General features: G+C 43.0%; 20 protein-coding genes. 13 read left to right on the forward strand and 7 right to left on the reverse strand.

Translation table 11 applies throughout. The annotated features are described in order from the left end of the window. Positions 1–2 precede the first annotated feature (2 nt). From V6E90_RS02170 to V6E90_RS02200, 7 genes are all read left to right on the forward strand, one after another. Positions 3–488 carry an aromatic-ring-hydroxylating dioxygenase subunit beta gene (locus V6E90_RS02170; RefSeq protein WP_005238964.1) on the forward strand — a complete coding sequence of 162 codons (486 nt, stop codon included), beginning with the start codon at positions 3–5 and terminating at the stop codon, positions 486–488. Between the two features lie 9 nt (positions 489–497). Further along, positions 498–1,235, forward strand: a complete 738-nt coding sequence (locus V6E90_RS02175; RefSeq protein WP_065342549.1) for an SDR family NAD(P)-dependent oxidoreductase — start codon at positions 498–500, stop codon at positions 1,233–1,235. A gap of 34 nt (positions 1,236–1,269) precedes the next feature. Continuing rightward, the gene (locus tag V6E90_RS02180) at positions 1,270–2,223 is read left to right on the forward strand and encodes a PDR/VanB family oxidoreductase (protein ID WP_332604392.1); all 954 of its coding nucleotides are present in this window, start codon (positions 1,270–1,272) and stop codon (positions 2,221–2,223) included. A 54-nt stretch (positions 2,224–2,277) separates the two neighbouring features. Beyond that, positions 2,278–3,234, forward strand: a complete 957-nt coding sequence (locus V6E90_RS02185; RefSeq protein WP_332604393.1) for a p-hydroxyphenylacetate 3-hydroxylase reductase component — start codon at positions 2,278–2,280, stop codon at positions 3,232–3,234. Between the two features lie 138 nt (positions 3,235–3,372). Further along, a complete protein-coding gene (gene feaR / locus V6E90_RS02190; protein WP_016541835.1) occupies positions 3,373–4,281 on the forward strand; it encodes a transcriptional regulator FeaR in 909 nt (302 codons plus the stop codon). A 130-nt stretch (positions 4,282–4,411) separates the two neighbouring features. Next, entirely contained in the window at positions 4,412–6,013 is a 1,602-nt protein-coding gene (locus V6E90_RS02195; RefSeq protein WP_332604394.1) for a GMC family oxidoreductase, read from the forward strand. A 65-nt stretch (positions 6,014–6,078) separates the two neighbouring features. Further along, positions 6,079–7,563, forward strand: a complete 1,485-nt coding sequence (locus V6E90_RS02200) for an aldehyde dehydrogenase family protein (protein ID WP_332604395.1) — start codon at positions 6,079–6,081, stop codon at positions 7,561–7,563. A gap of 60 nt (positions 7,564–7,623) precedes the next feature. Here the strand turns inward: V6E90_RS02200 and pcaD are convergent, their stop codons facing one another. The 7 genes from pcaD to V6E90_RS02235 all read right to left on the reverse strand — a co-directional run bounded on the left by pcaD (position 7,624) and on the right by V6E90_RS02235 (position 13,642). Next, positions 7,624–8,403: a 3-oxoadipate enol-lactonase gene (gene pcaD / locus V6E90_RS02205; RefSeq protein WP_332604396.1), complete on the reverse strand. Its 780-nt coding sequence runs from the start codon at positions 8,401–8,403 to the stop codon at positions 7,624–7,626. A gap of 10 nt (positions 8,404–8,413) precedes the next feature. Further along, entirely contained in the window at positions 8,414–9,628 is a 1,215-nt protein-coding gene (pcaF, locus tag V6E90_RS02210; protein WP_332604397.1) for a 3-oxoadipyl-CoA thiolase, read from the reverse strand. Positions 9,629–9,742: 114 nt separating this feature from the next. Further along, positions 9,743–10,396 carry a 3-oxoacid CoA-transferase subunit B gene (locus V6E90_RS02215; protein ID WP_332604398.1) on the reverse strand — a complete coding sequence of 218 codons (654 nt, stop codon included), beginning with the start codon at positions 10,394–10,396 and terminating at the stop codon, positions 9,743–9,745. Positions 10,397–10,398: 2 nt separating this feature from the next. Next, positions 10,399–11,082 (reverse strand): 3-oxoacid CoA-transferase subunit A, encoded by a 684-nt coding sequence (locus V6E90_RS02220; protein ID WP_332604399.1) that lies wholly within the window; start codon positions 11,080–11,082, stop codon positions 10,399–10,401. Between the two features lie 119 nt (positions 11,083–11,201). Next, on the reverse strand, positions 11,202–12,122 hold the full coding sequence (gene catA / locus V6E90_RS02225) for a catechol 1,2-dioxygenase (protein ID WP_016541824.1): 921 nt from the start codon (positions 12,120–12,122) through the stop codon (positions 11,202–11,204). Positions 12,123–12,227: 105 nt separating this feature from the next. Then, a complete protein-coding gene (gene catC, locus V6E90_RS02230) occupies positions 12,228–12,518 on the reverse strand; it encodes a muconolactone Delta-isomerase (RefSeq protein ID WP_004654828.1) in 291 nt (96 codons plus the stop codon). A 14-nt stretch (positions 12,519–12,532) separates the two neighbouring features. Next, positions 12,533–13,642 (reverse strand): muconate/chloromuconate family cycloisomerase, encoded by a 1,110-nt coding sequence (locus V6E90_RS02235; protein ID WP_332604400.1) that lies wholly within the window; start codon positions 13,640–13,642, stop codon positions 12,533–12,535. A 104-nt stretch (positions 13,643–13,746) separates the two neighbouring features. Between V6E90_RS02235 and catM the strand changes: the two genes are divergently transcribed. The 6 genes from catM (at position 13,747) to V6E90_RS02265 (ending at position 21,821) form a co-directional block, all read left to right on the forward strand. Beyond that, positions 13,747–14,664: a cis,cis-muconate-binding transcription regulator CatM gene (gene catM, locus V6E90_RS02240; RefSeq protein WP_004654826.1), complete on the forward strand. Its 918-nt coding sequence runs from the start codon at positions 13,747–13,749 to the stop codon at positions 14,662–14,664. Between the two features lie 290 nt (positions 14,665–14,954). Next, complete coding sequence (locus V6E90_RS02245) at positions 14,955–16,220, forward strand: OprD family outer membrane porin (RefSeq protein WP_332604401.1); 1,266 nt, start codon at positions 14,955–14,957, stop codon at positions 16,218–16,220. A gap of 321 nt (positions 16,221–16,541) precedes the next feature. Beyond that, positions 16,542–19,376: a TonB-dependent receptor domain-containing protein gene (locus V6E90_RS02250; protein WP_332604402.1), complete on the forward strand. Its 2,835-nt coding sequence runs from the start codon at positions 16,542–16,544 to the stop codon at positions 19,374–19,376. A gap of 60 nt (positions 19,377–19,436) precedes the next feature. Then, on the forward strand, positions 19,437–19,784 hold the full coding sequence (locus V6E90_RS02255) for a DUF3649 domain-containing protein (RefSeq protein ID WP_332604403.1): 348 nt from the start codon (positions 19,437–19,439) through the stop codon (positions 19,782–19,784). Between the two features lie 4 nt (positions 19,785–19,788). After that, the gene (locus V6E90_RS02260) at positions 19,789–21,486 is read left to right on the forward strand and encodes a PepSY-associated TM helix domain-containing protein (RefSeq protein WP_332604404.1); all 1,698 of its coding nucleotides are present in this window, start codon (positions 19,789–19,791) and stop codon (positions 21,484–21,486) included. Continuing rightward, the gene (locus V6E90_RS02265; RefSeq protein WP_332604405.1) at positions 21,486–21,821 is read left to right on the forward strand and encodes a DUF3325 domain-containing protein; all 336 of its coding nucleotides are present in this window, start codon (positions 21,486–21,488) and stop codon (positions 21,819–21,821) included. The genes V6E90_RS02260 and V6E90_RS02265 overlap by 1 nt, the downstream gene beginning before the upstream one ends. Positions 21,822–21,891: the final 70 nt, after the last annotated feature.

The following is a 21,891-nucleotide window of genomic DNA, read 5'->3' on the forward strand; positions in this document are numbered from 1 at the left end:
CCATGAAAATCGATTTAAATTTACTGAATGAAGTGACCGCTTTTATCTGGGCAGAAGCCGATATGCTGGATCATTCTGAGCATGATACTTGGCTGGATCTGTGGAATGAAAAAGGTGTCTATATCATTCCGATTGATCCAAAACTGACCGATTATGAAAATAATTTGAACTATGCCTATGACGATCATCATATGCGGAAGTTACGGGTACAGCGTTTGGAAAATGGTGAGGCGATTTCAACTGCGCCCAAAGCCAATACCGTGCGCAGTGTTTCGCGTATCCGCATCGTAAAAGATCAAGATGGTGAAATCATTCTACGTTGTGCACAGAACTTGCGTGAATTCCGTAAAGAAAACCTCAAACACTATACCGCTGATGTAACTTTCCATTTGGTTCGTGATGCGGAACAAGGCTTCAAGATCAATCGTAAAATTATCAATTTAGTCAACTCAACCGATACCTTGGCGGGTATTAGCTACATTCTTTAGGAGCAAAAAATGAAACAGGTTGTATTAGTCACAGGTGCTGCTTCGGGTTTAGGGAATGTCATTGCTGAGTATTTTGCAGCACAGGGACATCAGGTGATTGTCTCTGCCAGCACTTTAGAAAAGGCTGAGCAGGCCAAAGCACGTAGTCCACATGCACAGAATATGTCTGCCTTAAAACTAGATATCTCGGTTGAGGCGGATTTTCATGCCGCCGTACAGTGGATTCAGCAGAAATTTTCGAAACTGGATGTATTGATTAACAATGCCACCATGACCAAGGCAACCCCGGTTTTAGAGATTAGTGCAGCGGATTTTGACATGATCACGCAAGTGAATCAGCGTGGCACATTTCAGTCTTGCCAGATCATTGGCAAATATATGGCCGATCAAGGCTATGGCCGTATTGTCAACATGGCGTCTTTGGCAGGACAAAATGGCGGTACTGCCACTGGTGCACATTATGCCTCTACTAAAGGTGCAATCATTACCCTAACCAAGATCTTTGCCAAAGAGTTTGCCGCCAAAGGGGTGACAGTGAATGCGATTGCCCCAGGACCGATGGAATCACCGATTGTGCATAGCGTGGTCTCTGACGAGAAAATGGCGCAATTTATTCAAAATATCCCCGTCAAAGCTTTGGGAAGCATGGAATTTATTGCGGAAACCTGTGCGCTATTGGCCAGCCCAAGTGCAGCTTTTGTAACTGGGGCAACATGGGATATTAACGGTGGATTATTTATGCGTTAAGCCTTCGGCGAGATGCATATCAGGGAGAGAAATCATGACGATACTTTATAACGTGGTGGTGAAAAACCGTCATGTCGAAGGTGGAAATGTTGCAGTCATGGAGTTTGAATCTGCAAATTCGACCGTTTTACCCAAAATTGAAGCAGGTGCACATATCGATGTGCATCTGCCCAATGGCATGGTGCGTCAGTACTCATTATGTCAGAACCCAAATGATGTCGGGACGTTCCGACTTGGAATTTTACGTGATCCAGAATCACGCGGTGGTTCAGTGTCGGCATTTGATGATTTAAAAGATGGTATGCAGATTCAGGTCAGCGAACCGAAAAATCTATTTCCACTGGTCAAATCCAAACATGCGGTATTAGTGGGTGGGGGGATTGGGATTACCCCACTGATTAGCATGGCCTATCAATTGGCACAGGAAGGGGCTTCTTTTGAACTGCATTACTGCGGCGCAAGCCCAGAACGTTGTGCTTTTGTCGATGAAATTAAACATGGCATCTTAGCGCCTTTCACCACTTTCCATTTTAAATCGGAAGGGGCGAGTCACCGCGAGTTTTTCCAATCCGCCATTCAGGACATTGATCCAAACAGCCATATTTATACCTGTGGCCCCAATGGTTTTATGGATTGGGTGATTAATCTAGCCCTCACTCAACATTTCCCTGAACAGCAGATTCATAAGGAATATTTTCAGGTTGAGGTGGAAACTGGCGGTGATGCTTTTGAGGTGGTGGCGCAGCAAAGTGGCAAGATCATTCTGGTTGATGCTGAAGAAACCATTTTACAGGCCTTGGCACGTGAAGGCATTGAGATTGAAATGTCATGTGAACAAGGCGTTTGCGGTACCTGTATGTGCGATGTGATCGAAGGCGAACCTGACCATCGCGATGTCTATTTTACCGATGAAGAAAAGGCCAGTAATGAGCAGATATTGGTGTGCTGTTCACGTTCCAAATCGGCCCGATTGGTACTGGATATTTAAGGGATTTAGGTACAGCGAACGGCCCAAGTAGGACAAAAGATTCAGGAGAGAAGAATGAATTCACTAAAATCAATGGATGAAATCACAATAGATCCAATGCAGTTCAGACGTGCTTTGGGCAATTTTGCCACAGGCGTCACCATTGTGACTGCGCAAAATGAACAGGGTGAAAAGGTCGGGGTGACCGCCAATAGTTTTAATTCAGTGTCTCTAGATCCACCGTTGATCTTATGGAGTATTGATAAGAACTCGTCCAGTTTCCCTGTGTTTGAGCAAGCGACGCATTTTGCAGTCAACATCTTATCAGGCTCACAAATTGAGCTGTCCAATAAATTTTCACGCCGCAATATTGATAAATATGAAGGTACCAGTTATCAAATCGGTTCAGGTCAAGCCCCGATTTTAGATCACTGTTCTGCGGTATTTGAATGTGAACGCCATGAGGTGATTGAAGGCGGGGATCACTGGATCATTATTGGTAAAGTGGTGCGTTTTTGTGATGAAGGGCGTAGTCCGCTGGTGTATCACCAAGGGGCTTATTCGGGGGTAATTCCACATCCGTTATTGCAGTTAAAAGACACCGTTGAAGCTGAAGATATTGGTGAAATGCATCAAGGGCATTTATATAGCAATGTCTGCTATTTGATGAGCCGTGCATTTAAGTTCTATCAAACTGATTATATTCCCAAGCAGTTAGTGACAGGGTTCCGTACTAGTGAGGCGCGTTTATTGCTGGTACTGGGCAGCGGTACTGCATCCAATAAAGCAGATTTGCCACGTGATATTGCCATGCCGATGCGAGAAGTGGAGCAGGCAGCATCGATCCTAAAAAAAGATGGTTTGCTGATCGAAACAGATGGCTTTTTTAAACTCACTGAAAAGGGCAAGAAAACTGCACATTATCTATTTGATATTGCCGATAGCCATCAAAATGAGGTGTTTGAAAAATATCCTGACCAAGAGAAGGAGATTTTCATTAAAATTTTGAAGGATATTGCAGGGATTGTTTAAGCTTTAAGTTGCCGACAAATTTTTATATGAATTTGTCGGTCATTTGTGGGAAGGACACCCTATATTTTAACTGAATGAAAAGTGAGATCAGTGTAATTTACCTATATGATTAAATCGATCTATCCGAGGGAAATGGATATGAATCAAGATCAAAAAAATGAAATGGTGCAGTGGACTGAATGCATTCAAAAAGTTTGCGGTGATTTTGAGACAGCTTTTGATAAACACCGTAGTTTATTTATTGGTGAGGTGAAGTCTTTTTTATTGGGTGAGACCGAGGTTGCATTTATCAAAAGTAATGCCAGTCATATTTCTCGGAAAAGTGGTATGCCTGATCGAGTCAAAGATCGATTCTGTTTCTTGGTGATTCAATATACAGGCAAGATGCGTATTGCATATAAAGATCAAAGTATTCAGTTAAATGAAGGAGATATTGCATTACTTGATCCAGATGAAACGATTGATATGTATCCACAAGGTCTGTTTAGTCATGTGTCAGTTCATTTGTCACGGGAGAAATTGTTCAGGCTAGGTATTACGGTCGACCATTTTGGCAAACTGATTACTTCCAATATGAGTGGGCATTTATTGAAGTGCATGCTGCAAAATCTGTCACCTGAAAAGATTGAACTCTGGTATGCAAAAGAGGATGAAAATGCTTTTGAAGATGCCTTGATTGCACTGATTAAGCCAACCATTAATTATAAAAATGTTGAAATTGTTGATCATCTCAAAATAAAAGCAGAACGATTTATTTTCGAACACCTAGGCCAACAGGGTTTAAATGCACAAATGATTGCAGATCATTTAGGGATTTCGCTTCGGCATTTACATCGAATATTTGAACATCAGCAGCAATCTGTGCATAAATTTATTCAAATGCATCGCATTAAAAAAATTCAGTATGAATTAAAAGATAGCAAAAATAAAAGTTTGTCGATCACCGAAATTGCTTTGAAATGGGGCTTTGGTGACAGTGCACATTTTTCCAAATTGTTTCGTAAGATGATTGGACTGACGCCAAAAGAGTATCGCCTGAAAATTTAAATACGATATTTATTTTAAATACCATGCACATGTCACAATTGTGCATCATGTTTGTCACGTTTAAACAAGAACAAGATGAGTAAGTAATGATCAAATCTTAGTCATGGAGTTTAATGCGTAGGGAAGCATGATGAACACAGAATATGACTATATCATTATTGGAGCTGGTTCAGCGGGCTGTGTGGTTGCAGCACGTTTATTACAAGCCAATGCAGGACGAGTACTGGTGCTAGAAGCAGGGACGAAAGACAGCAGTCTGTTCCATACCATTCCTGCGACAGTGATCAAGGTCTTTCAACAGAAATCGTGGCCGTACATGACGGTTCCACAACAACACTGTAATCACCGTGAAATGATCCTTGCACAAGGCAAAGTCTTGGGTGGTGGCAGTTCAGTCAATGGTATGGTGTACTGCCGTGGACAGCGTCAGGACTATGATTTATGGGCATCGGAATGGGGATGCAGCAATTGGTCCTATCAAGATGTGCTGCCATTCTTTAAAAAAGCAGAAAAAAATGAAAGTCTTGCCGATGAATATCATGGTCAAAATGGCATCTTAGCTGTCAGTGAAAACCGTTACCGACATCCTTTAACCCTTGCTTGTATTCAGGCAGGTCAGCAAATGGGCATGCACTATGTCAACGATTTCAATGGTTGGGATCAGGCTGGTGTTGGGTTTTATCAGACCACCACACAAAAGGGTGAAAGAGCCAGTACCTCAAAAACCTATTTAAAATCAGTTGAGCATCACCCAGATCTCACTGTCATTACCGATGCACTGGTGCATAAAATTGAAACTCAAGGCAATCAAGCAACAGGCGTGACATTCAGCATCGCTGGCAAACCAACGGTGACTGTAAATGCAGCTCAAGAAGTGATTGTCAGTGCAGGGGCGATTGGCAGTCCTAAGGTGTTATTACTGTCAGGGATTGGTCCAAAACAACATTTAGATGAATTGGGTATCCAATGTATTCAAGACCTACCAGTCGGCGAAAATTTCCATGACCATTTGCATATGTCGGTCAATGCAACAGTAACGACTCAAAATAGTTTGCTTGGGGAAGATCAGGGCTTAAAAGCAGTGCGGCATTTTTTACAATGGCGTTTTACCCGCTCAGGTTTATTGACCTCAAATATTTTAGAGGGGGGTGGGTTTATTGATACCAATCACAATGGTCGACCAGATGTACAGTTTCATTTTTTACCCGTACTGGATAATTTTGATAACACCCCTGGGGAAAAAGCGGCAGCCCAAGAACATGGGCTTACCATTAAAGTTGGTCATGTACAACCAAAAGCACGCGGATACTTACGTTTAAGCAGCAAAGATCCAAATGCATTACCAATCATTGATCCAAACTACTTAGGTCATCAAGAGGATATTGATGCCAATATTCGGGCGGTGCAGGCTGGACTGCGTTTATTACAGCAACCCGCCTTAAAAGCGATTGTAAAAGAGGTCATTGAACCTGCAAATCTCGATCCTGACAATATTGAAGCCATTGATACATGGATGCGGCAAAACATTAAAACGGTTTATCACCCAGCGGGCAGTTGCAAAATGGGCAATGCACCAAGAGATTCAGTGACTGACCAAAGCCTCAAAGTTCATGGTTTCCAGAATTTACGTGTGATTGATTGTTCCATTTGCCCACAAGTTCCAAGCGGAAATACCAACGCCATTGCGATCATGATTGGTGAACGTGGTGCCGACTTTATTCTTAATCACTGAACTGAATATGGATTGGGTAAGGGCCTAAATCAGTGATCTTTCCAAATAGAACCGAGGACAATAAAATGAGTGAAGTAAAAATTTTAGCGAGCGTTGAAACTTTTTTACAGCGCCAACATGGTCACTTTATTCATGGCCAACATGTAGAGGTAGACCGTCGTCGAATCGAGTTGATTAATCCTGCAACGGAACAGGTTGTTTCAAGTATTGCAGTTGGTAATCAACAGGATGTGGATGCAGCAGTTCATAGTGCCCATGATGCTTTTCTAAATGCGTGGGCCAATACATCACCCTACGAACGTGGGCAAAAGCTGAATAAATTAGCCGATTTAGTGGAATTACATGCAGAAGAGTTGGCTCAACTTGAAACACTCACCACGGGTAAATTGATTCATCTGGCTCGACATCTGGAAGTCGCCCAAACTGCTGTATTTTTAAGATACTTTGCAGGATGGACCACTAAAATCCATGGTCAAACCATGCAGCCCTCTCTTCCATCCATGAATGGCGAAAAATATACTGCCTATAGCATACGTCAACCTGTTGGCGTGGTGGCTGGGATTGTGCCATGGAATTTTTCTCTGATGATTGGATGCTGGAAAATTGGTTCAGCATTAACCACGGGTTGTACTATTGTATTAAAACCAAGTGAATTTACCACCTTGTCATTATTGCGTTTGGCTGAACTTGCAATTGAAGCGGGGATTCCAGCAGGTGTAATTAATGTGGTAACGGGAACAGGGGAAACAGGTCAATATTTAATAAATGCCAATCATATTAAAAAAGTCTCGTTTACTGGCTCTGTACCGACAGGCATTGCAATTGGCAAGCAAGCGATGAGTAATGATTTAACCCGTGTTAGTTTAGAACTGGGGGGAAAAAATGCCGCAGCCATTTTAGCGGATGCCAATCTGGAGGAAATCTTACCAACCTTGTTACAGGCAACTTTTGTACATCAGGGGCAGGTCTGTGCAGCACCAGAGCGTTTCTTTGTGCATCAGTCCAAATATGATGAATTTGTAGAAAAGCTGACAGGAGCAATTCAACAGATAAAAATTGGTTCGCCGCTGGATGAATCCAGCATGTTTGGACCACTTTCCAATAAGCCACACTTTGACAAGGTCAAACATTATCTCGATCTTGCCAATCAAAATGATCAAGTGATTTGTGGTGGTAAGGCTTTGCAAGGAACCGGTTATTTTGTTGAGCCGACTTTATTAAAGGTCCAAGGTGTGGATGATCCTTTATTTATTGAAGAAACTTTTGGTCCTGTGGTGGATGTTATTCCATTTGAAAGTGATGAAGAACTCATTCGTATGATGAATCACTCTCGTTTTGGTTTGACGGCTAGTATTTGGACCAATGATTTGGCTAAAGCATTGCGGCTGATCCCGCAAATTGAAGCAGGCTCAGTTTGGGTCAATATGCATACCTTTCTTGATCCTGCTGTTCCTTTTGGTGGCGTGAAGGCATCAGGACTAGGTCGTGAATTTTCTGATGCATTTATCGAAGATTATACTGAGCTTAAATCAGTGATGATTCGATACTAACTTTATACCAGATCTAAAAAATGGCCTGAAATGGCCATTTTTAATGCTTCAATTTATCAGCTAGCCAGTCAGAAAGTCTTTTAAAATATGATTGAAGCTTTCTGCCTGCTCAATATTTGAAATATGTGAGGCATTGATTTCGACCAGTTTCGATTGTGGTATCTGCTGTTGCATCAATTGCCCATCTGCCACTGTGGTGACAGGGTCTTGCATCCCTGCAATCACCAAAACTGGAATGTGGATGTCTTTGAGTTGATCACGGACATCCGCCTTAGCCAAAGCCTCACAACAATTAGCATAACCATTTGCGCTGCCAGCACTTAAGTCGTTACACAGATTATTGACAACTGAAGGATGACTTTGGATAAAGGGATCTGTAAACCAGCGTGAAGCGGCTGTGGTAGCGATTGGAACTAAACCTTGCTTTCGAACCAGTTGAGCACGATCCAGCCATGCTTGTTCCTGTCCAATTTTTGCAGCGGTATTACTCACAACCATACGCTGAAAACGTTCTGGGTAATGGATCGCCAGCCATTGACCTGTTATTCCGCCCATGGAAATACCGCAGAAATTGGCTTTTTCAATCTTTAAATGATCGAGTAGGCGAATCACATCTTCCCCCAGTTGTTGCAGGGTATATGGGCCTGTTGGCGTTGAAGATGAACCATGACCGCGTGTGTCATAACAAATCACATAAAATCGTTCTTTAAAATAATTGAACTGCTTTTGCCACATGCCGTAGTTGGTGCCCAAAGAGTTGGAAAACACCAGTGCAGGGGAGCTGGGATCGCCAAAGGTTTGATAGTTGATCTGTGCATCCGCAGATTGAAAAACTGACATTCACTATTCCTTAATTCTGTTCGATACGTTCAATAATCAATGCAATACCTTGACCAACGCCGATACACATCGAACACAGGGCGTACTGACCTTTGATCTGTTCAAGTTGATTCAAGGCCGTTGTCACCAAACGCGCACCTGAGGCACCTAAAGGATGCCCCAAAGCAATCGCACCACCATTCGGGTTGATTCGTGCATCATCATCACTTAAGCCTAAATCACGGGTCACCGCTAAAGCTTGTGCCGCAAAAGCTTCGTTTAGTTCAATCACATCCATCTGTTCTAGAGTGAGATTGGCCTGTTTCAGTAATTTCTTGATGGCAGGTGCAGGTGCAAAACCCATAATGCGTGGTTCAACACCAACTGTAGTCGCAGCAATGATTTTGGCACGGGGTTTTAATTGATATTTTTCCACCGCTTGATCCGAAGCAATGAGCAAGGCAGCAGCGCCATCGTTAATTCCAGACGCATTGCCTGCTGTCACTGCGCCTTCTACTTTGATCACACCTTTGAGTTTGGTTAGTGCTTCTAAAGTCGTTGATGCACGTGGATGCTCATCACGTTCTACCACAACTGCATCACCCTTACGCTGTGGAATCGTCACAGGCACGATTTCATTGGCGAAGAAGCCCTTGGCTTGTGCAGTTGCAGTACGTTGCTGGCTGTTTAAAGCAAACTGATCTTGATCGGCACGATTAATGTTGAATTGTTCCGCCACGTTTTCCGCGGTTTGCGGCATGCTGTCGACACCATACAGCTCTTTCAGTTTTGGATTGATAAAACGCCAGCCCATGGTGGTATCTTCAATCTTTTGACTACGGCCAAAGGCGCTGTCAGCTTTGCCCATCACATAGGGCGCACGGCTCATACTTTCCACACCACCCGCAATAATCAGGTCTGCTTCATTGGCTTTAATCGCACGGGCAGCCATGGCAATGGCATCCAGTGACGAACCACACAAACGGTTCACTGTGGTGGCGGGCACTTGATAAGGTAAGCCTGCCAATAGTGCCGACATACGTCCCACATTACGGTTGTCTTCACCTGCCTGATTGGCACAGCCATAGATCACATCATCGACTTGCTGCCAATCGACACTTGGGTTGCGTTGCATCAAAGCCTGAATTGGAATCGCTCCCAAGTCATCAGCACGTACTGGAGCTAATCCGCCCGCATAACGACCGAATGGGGTACGGATAGCATCGATGATATAAGCGTTTTTCATGTGTTCTTCCCTTTAATCCTCCCTTAATCCCTCCTTTAAAAAGGAGGGAGACTTCACTCTATTGTTTAGAGGAAGTCCCCCTTAACAAAGGGGGATTTAGGGGGATTTCAATCCTTAAGCTAGTGTCGCATCAATCAGTTTTGCACCCGTCAAAGCTTGCAATTCCTCAAAGCTCAGACCGTCTACTTTCTCAATCACTTTTAAACCGTCAGCAGTCACATCAATCACACACAGGTCGGTGTAAATTCGATCAACACATTTCAAACCTGTTGCTGGATATGAAAGCGCTTCAACAATCTTCGGTTCACCTTGCTTGGTGTTGTGATCGGTGGTGATAAACACTTTCTTGGCACCCACTGCTAAATCCATGGCACCACCGACTGCAGGAATCGCATCTGCTGCACCAGTATGCCAGTTGGCGAGATCACCATTGGCTGCCACTTGGAAAGCACCAAGCACTGCAATATCTAAATGCCCACCACGCATCATGGCAAAGGAATCACCATGATGAAAAAAGCTGCCACCAGTGAGCATAGTGACGTATTCTTTACCTGCATTAATCAATTCAGGATCTTCTTCACCTTTGGCAGGCGGTGGCCCAAATGCCAGCAAGCCATTCTCCGAATGCAGGAATACATCTTTATCCGCAGGAAGATAATTGGAAATCTTGGTTGGTAGGCCGATGCCTAAATTGACATAAGCGCCATCGGGAATATCTTGTGCGACACGTTCAGCAATCTGGTCACGGCTTAGTTTTTGATAGCTCATGTTTATGCTCCTGTGCCAATCGTCGCATCGACAGCGACCACATGCTGGACAAAAATCCCTGGGGTAATGATATGTTCAGGATCTAGCTGACCGAGTTCGACCAGTTCAGACACTTGCGCAATGGTGACATCCGCAGCCATCGCCATGATCGGGCCGAAGTTACGTGCAGATTTGTTGTAGACCAGATTGCCCCAGCGGTCGCCCTGATGAGCTTTGATTAAGGCAAAATCGGCTTTGATCGGATACTCAAGTACATAGTCTTTGCCCTCGATATGACGGGTTTCTTTGCCTTCTGCCAATAAAGTACCGAAGCCTGTTGGGGTAAACACAGCACCGAGTCCCATACCTGCCGCTTGAATACGACACGCCAGATTGCCTTGTGGCACCAGTTCCAGTTCAATCTTGCCCGCACGGTACAGTTCATCGAAGACCCATGAATCCGACTGACGTGGGAAAGAACAGATAATTTTACGTACCGCACCTGTTTTAAGCAGTTTGGCCAAACCATAATCGCCATTACCAGCATTATTATTGACGATGATTAAGTCTTTAATACCAAGTTCGATTAGTCCATCAATCAGTTCAGCGGGTTGTCCTGCGGTGCCAAAGCCACCAATCATGATGGTTGCACCATCCTTGATCTGTGACAATGCCTCAGTCAATGAGAGCTTACTTTTATCAATCATAAGGCCAACCTTTTATCCATGTTTTCAAATTTCTATACATACAGATTGCTGTATAAACGGGTATGCATAGAAATTTAAAAACTGTGAGCTAAGGTCTAGCTCACAGTGATTCTGGGAAGTTAAGCACCGACACGACGACGGTCAACTTCAGTGCTTGGTGCACCTGTTTTTTCTGCCACCAATTCAACATTAAACGTAATGTGTTTGAATGGCTTATTCACACCACGACGAGCAAGTTCAGCTTCATCCGTCACATCAACAGCAGTCGCGACCAAGCCTTCACGTGTTGCAAATGCAAAGTCATCCCATAGATATTGATCACCTTCGATATTGAACTGTGTGGTTAATTTGCGATAGCCCGGTGCAGACACAAAATAATGCACATGAGAAGGGCGGTTACCATGACGGCCGAGCAAGTTCAGCACGGCTTGAGTAGTCCCTTCAGGCGGGCAGCCATAACCGACAGGCATAGTAGTCTGTGCCACATAGTGACCATCGGCATCCGATAAAATGGTACGGCGTAAGTTAAAGTCAGATTGGGACTTATCAAAGAATGAATAGTTACCGAGGCTGTTGGCATGCCAAACTTCGACTTTAGCACCTTCGATAATATTACCTTCAGGATCAGTCACTGTACCTTCGATGAATAAGGTATCGACTTTGTCCGATTCAGAACCGTCATCCATACGGGCAAAACCGACAGATTCTGGCGCACCAGCCACGTAGAGTGGACCTTCAATGGTACGAGGTGTTCCACCCGTAATGCCTGCTTTGGCATCAGCTTCATCCGCACGTAAATCTAGATAATGCTCAAGGCCTAAGCCTGCTGCCAATAAACCGAGTTCATTGGCTTGACCTGCATCGGTAAAGTATTCCAGACCTTTCCATAGTTCGCTTTGCGAGATGTCTAAATCTTCAATCGCTTGAAAAAGATCACCAAGCAGACGAACTACGATTTGTTGTACACGTGGATTGACTTCACCTGTCGCGGTATCCACATTCATTTTTTTAACCAGTGCATCGATTTCTTGACGGTTCATACATAATCTCCTGAAGTATGATAATTTTTGGTGGCTCGCGGACTTGCTGTTTTGCTGCTTGCTTGGCTTGCCACATTCCTTGTTTAAATTCTGTTCTGATCTTCTTTAGCTATCGTCTTCACGGATGGCTGATGGATGACGATTCATCGCCATCACTTCAATATTCATGTAGGGATACAACGGTAATCCCTGTAAAATATTGTGCAGTTCTTCATTGCTATCCACATCAAAGATACTGATGTTTGAATATTGTCCGGTGATGCGCCAGATATGACGCCATTTACCTTGACGCTGTAAATCTTGTGAATAGGCCTTTTCAACAGCTTTAATTTGATTGGCCTGTTCAACTGGCATATCGAGCGGGATATTTACATCCATTCGTACATGAAAAAGCATGGCAACTCCTTGAATTATTGACGACGCAGGTTGTCGATTTTGTCTTCATCCAGTTCAATACCGAGACCAGGGCCAGTTGGAATTTTGAGTTCAAAATTGCCATATTGAAGCGGTGTTTTTAAAATTTCTTCCGTAAGCAACAGTGGACCAAACAGTTCCGTACCAGCGGCTAAATTGCTAAAGGTAGAGAAGGCATGTGCGGAAGCGATGGTGCCAACTGGACCTTCTAACATGGTGCCACCGTAAAGATCGATCCCTGCCAGATTGGCGATTTTTCCGACTTCACAGGCTTCAATCAGACCGCCTGATTGGGCAATTTTTACTGCAAACACTGAGGCTGCATTGCTTTTTGCCAGTTGATACGCACTTTGCGGACCGGTTAAAGATTCATCCGCCATAATGGCAATATCGAACTTGCGCGTCAGACGTTGCATGGCATCAATATTGTGAATTGCGCAAGGTTGCTCAATCAGATCGACCCCACCATCCTGAAGCATTTGAATCCCTTTAATCGCATTCAACTCAGACCATGCACGGTTGACATCAACACGAATCGAAACTTCTGCACCCAAGGCTTGTTTAATTGCCAGTACATGTTCAACATCTTGCTCAACTGGTCGAGAGCCGATTTTGAGCTTGAACACATTGTGGCGTTTTAACGCAACCATTTTTTCTGCTTCAGCAATGTCCTTTTCAGTATTGCCTGAGGCCAAAACCCAAAGTACAGGAACGCTATCACGTAGGCGCCCACCTAACACTTCACTGAGCGGTAGACCTAAACGTTGTGCCTGAATATCCAGTAGCGCCGTTTGAATTGCACATTTAGCAAAACGATTCCCATTGATGCTGTGTTGAATGGCCTGAAGTGTCTGAGCCACATTAAAACTGTCCAAAGTTTTTAACAATGGCGAAAAGTAATGCTCGATATTGGTTTTGACACTTTCAGGACTTTCATCTCCATAACCCAAGCCACCAATGGTCGTTGCTTCACCCCAACCAATCAAACCATCCTCTGTTGTCACTTTGATGAGGACTAAGGTTTGGGTTTGCATGGTTGCAACCGCCATCTTGTGTGGGCGGATAGTTGGGATCTCGACAAGTAGGGTTTCTATGGATTTATACATCTTGGGTATTTCTTTCGTCCTGAGCTATTTACATACCCTAAATTAATGTAATATCTATAACTAGGCTGAATTTGGTATTTTTAGATACTTAAAAGGTATATTAAATGGAATTAAGACATCTTCGTTATTTCGTGACAGTGGTCGAGGAACAGAGCATTACCAAAGCCGCAGAAAAGTTATGCATTGCACAACCACCATTAAGCCGGCAGATCCAAAAGCTAGAAGAGGAACTGGGTATCCTGTTATTTGAACGTGGTTCGCGACCTGTGAAAACCACAGAAGCGGGGCAGTTCTTTTATCAGCATGCGGTGCAGATTTTGACCCATACCGCCCAAGCGGCTTCCATGGCAAAACGCATTAGCACGGTGAATAAGATTGTGCGTATTGGCTACGTCAGTTCACTACTTTATGCACTGTTACCGCAAGTGATTTATTTATTCCGTCAAAATCATCCTGATATTCAGGTGGAGTTGATTGAACATGGTACCAAGGATCAGATCGAAGCGTTAAAGCTGGGTAAAATCGATTTAGGCTTTGGACGTTTAAGAATTAGTGATCCTGCGATTAAACGGATTTTATTGCGCAAAGAAAAACTCAAATTAGCCATTCATAAAAACCATCATTTAACCCGCTTTATCGATCAGGGGATTTATCTGTCCCAGATTATTGATGAACCTATCTTTTCTTATCCTGCCACGCAAAAGCCAAACTTTTCCACCTTGATTCAGTCGATTTTTACCGACTTGGGTCTGGTGCCTAAAGACATGGTCGAGGTACGTGAAATTCATATGGCGCTTGGTTTGGTGTCATCAGGTGAGGGGATTTGCCTGATTCCAGAAAGTGCCAGTGATATCGGCATGAAAAATCTGGTGTATATCCCCATTCTGGATTTGGAAGCCTATACCCCAATTTCATTGGCGGTGCGCAATATGGATCAGAGTCCATACTTACCGCAGATTTTAGAATGCATTAAGCAGGTATTTGAAGAGGAAGGTATTCCGATCCAACTAGAGGGTGATTAAGCCATTCTAGGCACCAAGTTTATTTATCAGCGGTCATCATGATCGCTTTTTTAATTGGGGTGAAAATGACCTAAAACTAGACTTAAAAGGTATAACTATATACTTCATTATCTATGGAAAATTACATTAATAATTCAAATAATAAGGTGTGACTAATATTTGCTCAAATATATCTTTCTGAATTTATGTCAGTTTTAAAGGTCGTGGAAAGCATAGTCTCAGTTGTGAGAATGGTCTTAACGCTCAGCGTGAATGAATAAGAATTTCAAATACTCAGGAAAGGATTTCCCATGTTAAAACCAGATACGCTGTATAAAGCACAGCGCGTAGCACTGTACACATTGTTTGGCTGTTTAAATATCAATGTGGCTTATGCCGATTTTTTTGAAGACAGTGAAAAATGCATTTATCTACGTAATTTCTACTTAGAGCGGGATTTTGAAAATACCAATAAAGATCTGGGCAGTTGGTCTCAGGCGATGACAGGACGCTTTGAATCTGGCTATACCGATACACCACTTCAAGTCGGTTTGGATCTGGGGTTTCAATATGCACTGCGTTTAACGGATCGCTACGATGAACGTCTGGATACCGTATTTAAATATGATCAGCACGAAGGTCGGCAGGAGCGTGATTATTTAAAATTAGGCGCGACTTTAAAATTTAAATATCACAATACCGAACTGAAAGTCGGTGAGCTTTTCCCAAAGACACCAGTACTGTTTATTGATGATTCTCGGCAATTGGTCACCACTTATGCAGGTGCAATGCTAGAAAGCAAAGACATCAAAAATTTAAAGGTGTCAGCAGGGCGGTTTACCCATGTGAATGCTCGAGATGATGATGAATATCGAAAATTTACCTTAGGCAACTCGACAGACCCAAACAAAAGAAGTGATGGGCTGAATTTTCTGGGTCTCGATTATAATTTTACCCCTCAGTTGACGGGTTCTTATTGGTTTGGGCAGCTTGAAGATATTTATCAACAACAATATTTGAGTGCGGCTTATACGGAAATGGTCAACAAAAGCAAGCTTAAAGTGGATGCTCGCTACTTTAACTATAAAGAAGATGGCGATGCTTATTTTGGCGATATAGATGTCCAGTCAATCGGTCTGCAAGCCAGTGTGCAAAATGGACCACATACCATTTTGACAGGTTTGCAAAAGCATATGGGTGAGGACAATATTCCCTTGTTGAATGGTTATGTACCACAAGCTTATTTACAGAGTTGGTCTGCAATTGCTTTCTACAAAGCCAAAGAGTTCACTTGGCATGTTTTATATAGTTATGACTTTAAAGAGCAAGGTATCCCCGGGTTAAAATTGACATTACGCTATTTAAATGGCAGTGAAATCTATCGGGAAGGTTTTAAGGATAATAAAGAAACCGAGAAGAATGTGATCGTTAACTACACCGTACCTGAAGGTAAACTGAAAGGTTTGGGCTTTGAATGGCGACATATCCGAGCAGATATTAAATATGGTGCGGGCAATAATCCAGGCACAGATTTTGTCGAAAATCGAATTATGACGACGTATACACATAAGTTTTAATTGTCGATTCAATACAAGAATTGAACAGCCCATCTTATTCAAATTCGCGAATAAGATGGGCTTATTTTTTTTAATCATAATCACTAAAACCTACAAAAAGCTAGCTCTGCATCTTTCTAAAGTTGAGCACTTTATCCGCTGTTAAGACGGATTGATCACCTTACCCCATCATATAAGCTGTTGTTGTTATTGATGACTTTAAAACATGGAGAGATATGGGATGCTAATGTTATTATTGATAATAATTATCATTATTATTGTCATTTTTGTTTGTTTTGTGTATTATTCACGAAATTTTTAATAATGAATTAAGGTTCTTACGTGTTAGAACAAAATAGCTCTCTCAAATCATCTCAATTTATTAGAACAACACTCTGCATTTCTGTTCTATTGGTGTTGTCATCTCCACAGGTATTTGCACAAGATAGTGCAGATAAAGCCTCGACGCTGCCGACCATTGCAGTGACGGCAAGTAAGGCCGATGTTGCCTATAAATCAGGCAATATGGATATTCCACGTAGCGAAGATGATGTCCAAGCCTACACCATGATCGAGCGGGAAGAGATTGAGCGCTCAGGTACCACCACAGTCACCGAGTTATTGTCTAAAGTATTGCCGATGGCGACCTCAACCAATAATTCCAGCTATTTCTCAGGTACATCGAGTCAAATTAATTTACGTGGACTTGGTGCCAGTCAAACTTTGGTGTTGATTAATGGCCGCCGTAGTGCGGGAACAGGCAGTCGTGGTACTTCTGAATCTACCGATCAACCCAATTTAAATAATATTCCTTTGGCTGCAATTGAACGGATTGAAGTATTACCGACATCCGCTGCTGCGATTTATGGCAGTGGTGCGATTGGTGGTGTCATCAATGTAATTTTGCGTAAAGACTATGTCGGCACCGAAGTGAATCTGCGCTATAGCGATACTGTGGATAATCAACAACCCGCCAAATCTTTTAATTTGGTTTCAGGTTTTTCTCTGGAAGATGGCCGTACCCATGTGATGTTGACTGCTTCCAAAAAAGATCAAGATAGTTTGCTAGCGAGTGAACGTGACTGGAAAAATAAATCTCGCCAAAATATTTTAAAAAATAATCCAAATAGTCTTATTGGGGACAAGGTCAACCCGCCTGCAGGCAATTTAACCAATATTCGTAGTAAAGATGGTTCTGAATTAGTGCCAGGATGGGGCTCATCTATGGCACATCTTCCAAAAGGTTGGAATGGTGATCTGAGCAAACTGGGCCAAGGCTATGCATTAGGTTTGTCAGATGGAGTGAGTGGCTGGTCGGGGAAAGAGGGATTACTTTACGATACCAAGACTGAGGCGTTTGGGCTTTCTTTAAATCGTGATTTTACTGATCGTCTGAATGTGTTTCTTGAGGCGGGCTATGAAAAAGAAGAGGGTTGGTCATTTAATACCTCACCGCACGGTTATAACGTGGTAACAGTGAGCAAAGATAGTCCGCATAATCCTTTTGGTAAGGATATTCTGGTGAATTATCCAATGCGTTTGGATAGCCTAGGTGGCTTTGCCAAGGACACCTTTGAAACCACCCAGAAGAAAATAGCAACAGGCTTTAGCTTTGACCTGACACCAGAATGGATACTCTCGGCAGATTATGCATGGAGTAAATCGGATATTCGTCAACGTTATACGCGTCAAGGCAGCAGAAATCCGAAAGCCAGTGCATGGAACAAAGATACCGCTAATAATGCAATTGATTTTCTGCAAGATTTCACCACCACACCAACGGACTTAATTTCAAAATACTGGAACTATCCAAAAAATAATACGCAGCAGACTTTAAATGATTTCTCGATTCGAGCCACAGGTCCGATCGCAAAATGGTATGCAGGTGATATTCGATTGGCAACGGGGATTGAGCATCGCCGTTATGAAAGTGAAGGCTTTGCGGAACATCAACATGTAGACAATCCTTGGGTGAAGCCGACTGAACGTAAGAGCAATGCATCCAGTGTTTACACGGAATTTAATATTCCTCTGATTTCACCTGAGCTGAATTTACCTTTCGCCAAATTACTCGATGTGCAACTGGCTGCACGTTATGAGGATTTCAATGTCCAAGCCAAGATACCGCAATATGACAGTAAAATTGATCCTGCTACGGGCTATCGTTCCAAGTTCTTAAATTATAGTGATTCTGGTAAATCAAAATTTGATGCGATCACGCCAACAGTAGGTTTTCGCTTCGCGCCGAATGACCAATTGATGTTCCGTGCGTCTTATAGCGAAGGTTTTGTTACACCATCAGTCTCTCAGATTTCTCAAGCCACGTCGACCCAAGTGACGGGAGCGACATTAACTGATCCAGCAACAGGTAAAATCATTAGCACGTATGAAAGCATTTCTGGGGGTAATCCTGATCTGACGCCAGAAAGTTCAAAGAGTATTAATGCTGGGATTGTGTTAACCCCAGAGGCGATTCCAGATTTGCGCTTATCCATTGATTATTACAACATCAAAAAAACCAATAATATCAGTTCGATCAGTGCGCAATATATTTTAGACAATCAAAGCAAATATGGTAGCCGCATTCAACGCAATCAAGCTGGCGATGTGGTTTCAATTGATATCACGCCATTCAATGCTTTAAACCTTAAAACCAGTGGGATCGATACCAATTTAAATTATCGTTTTGATAGCGTGATTGGAGAAACCACCTTTAATTTGGGCTATACCCATGTCAATGAATATCGCCAACAACATAATTTGATTGACCCAGAGAAGAATTTTGTCAGTGTGGTGGGTGGTGCGGTATCCGATGCACCGCTAAAACATCGCGCCAATGCCTCTATTTATCTACAAGCCAATGACAATTGGGGCTTTGGTTGGGCAAGCCAATATTATGGTTCTTATGACATGGTTAATGCGACTGCGATTTTGAATCAAACGGGTCGTGCCGATCAAAAATTGAAAATCGAAGATCAAATCTACCATGACATTTTTGCCAAAGTGAAATTGCCGAGCAGTAAGTTGCTAAAACACAGCGCTAGCGAATTGAGTTTCGGTATTCAAAATCTATTTAACGATTACACGGTCGACATGTCTGGAACTCAGTCTTACCTCAGTAAATACAGTGATGTCCGTGGTCGCCAATATTATCTAAACCTTAAGTTTTCTTTCTAATCTTCCTGAAATGTTGGTGGCGATTATTTTGCATCATCGTCACCAGACTAGGTATCTTTTATGAATATTGAAGCGTCTGTGCCCTTGGCCTCCGCCAAGAGGATCACAAAAAAGAAGGTGGAACAATCATCATTGATTAAATATCGATTGATGATTTTTTCACGTTTTGTCTTGGCCATTTTTGGTGGTTATTACTTTGCTGCGATTGCTGCAATGTTGATGGGTTTCCTGTTTGCAGCTGAACCTTCCAAAGCCAATGCCGTGTTTGGGGCAACCATGTTGGCTTTTGTGATCCATTGTGCCGTGTTCATTTGGGTATTTTTGGTCAACTCAACCTCGAAAGTCTGGTTAGGCGTTATTGTTCCCAGTGTATTGATGACGTTGATTTATTGGTTTTTAAAAGGGTAAAGTCATGCGTGTTGATGGTAAAAATGAAGGCCCTCGCCAGTCGATGTCATGGTTACATACATGGACAAGCCTGCTCTTGGGATGGTTGCTTTATGCAGTTTTTCTGACGGGTACGCTCAGTTTTTTCCAAAATGAAATTACGGTGTGGATGAAACCTGAATTGCATCAGTCTGTGAATAATACTTCACAGCAGCAACAATTGGGTTATGCACTACAGTATTTGCAGCAAAACGGGCAGCCTGCCGAAAGTTGGAATATCCGTTTTGCCAATGAACGCCAACCTGCCATTATGCTGAATATCCGTAAGCCGGGTGAAGGCCGCCGTCGGGGTGGTGAAATCTATTTAGATGCACAAACGGGACAAGAGATTAAAGCGCGAGAAACGCGGGGTGGTGGTTTCTTGTATCGCTTCCACTTTGAACTTTATGGTATGCCACGTATATGGGGACGTTGGATTGTTGGTATCGCAACCTTATTTATGTTTGTGGCGATTATCAGCGGTATTATCACCCATAAAAAGATTTTCAAAGATTTCTTTACTTTCCGTCCAGCCAAAGGACAGCGTTCGTGGCTCGATGCTCATAATGCAACGGCTGTGTTTGCTTTACCTTTTCATATCATGATCACCTTTAGTGGTTTGCTGCTGTTGATGTTCATGTTTATGCCTTGGGCGATGAACAGCCATTATGGAAGTGGGCAGAATTTTTATCAAATGCTGAATGAACCTGTTGCTAAAACACCTGAGCAAGCACGTTTATTGGCAGAGCAAAAACAAAAACAAGCAGCCGAAGAAGGGCGCGGCAATCGCGGTGGTGGCCGTCGTGGTGAGGCCGAACAAGCAGCACCTGTACTTGCAGCAGCACCGATGGTGAATTTAGTCGCATTGAGTCATTACGTTCAACAAGGTTGGGAAGATAATCCGATTGCTTCAATTCGAGTGAATAAACCGAATACCGTAGAAGCAGACGTTCAGTTCAATGCAACCCGTACCACCACATTGCTTGATCGAGAAAGCATTCCTTCAATGAAGTTTAATGCGGTGACAGGACAACTGATTGATGAAGCCAAGCCTGTAAATTCCACGTCGAAAGCTATTTATACCTTAGTGACTTGGTTACATATGGCACATGGTGTGGATTCAGTCCTACGTTGGTTATTATTTTTATCGGGTATCTTGGGTACCATGATGGTGGCTTCAGGCCTGATTTTGTGGGTGGTGAAACGTATTCCAGACGTGCAGAAACTGGGATATAAGCCGTTTGGTCATCGCGTAGTTGAGGTTCTGAATATTGCTGCAATCACAGGTCTACCAATTGCCTGTGCGGCTTATTTTATTGCCAATCGTTTTATCCCAGCTCAGTTGGCAGAACGTTCTCCGTTAGAGATTAATGTGTTCTTTATCGTATGGCTGCTGTGTTTAATTCATGCGGCTATTCGAGCGCATCGTCCCGCATGGTTGGAACAACTGGCTTTAGCAGCCGTACTGTTCCTGTTTATGCCTATCCTGAATTTCCTTACAGGCGGGCAGGCGTTGTGGATGAGTATCTATCATGGACAATGGATGATCGCCAGTTTTGATCTGGTGTGTATTATTTTAGGTCTGATTTTTATCTATTCGTATTACAAGTTAAAGCGTTACCAAGGCCTGCCACTGAAGCAGAAAAAACAGCCTAAGGTTCAAGCGGTACAGGAGCAAGCATAATGGCAGCAATGATGTTGTGGTGTGTTGCTGTGGTGGCCTTATCGGCGCTTGCGTGCGGGATGAGTAAGCATCAGCGTGATATTTTTAGTTCTCAGATTTCAGCTCAAACGAGCCGATGTTTTGAAATTGCTGGTTGGGTAATTCTTCTTATATCTGCGTTGGTCATGATTTATTTAAAAGGGGTTTCTGTCGGCTTATCTGAGTGGTTGGGGTGTATCACCTTTGCTGCTTTGGCGGTGGGCTTATTACTAACGTATCAGCCTAAAAAACTCTTGCAGGCCAATGTGATTATGACTGTTTTATTTGGGCTAATGCTGATTGTGACCTTGATTTAAGCTTTGGCTGCATCGTTGTTAAATAAAAAAGAGGAAACCAAAGTTTCCTCTTTTTTATGACTGGATGGAA

The sequence above is a fragment of the Acinetobacter sp. ESBL14 genome (assembly GCF_036668815.1).
Lineage (GTDB): Bacteria > Pseudomonadota > Gammaproteobacteria > Pseudomonadales > Moraxellaceae > Acinetobacter > Acinetobacter gyllenbergii.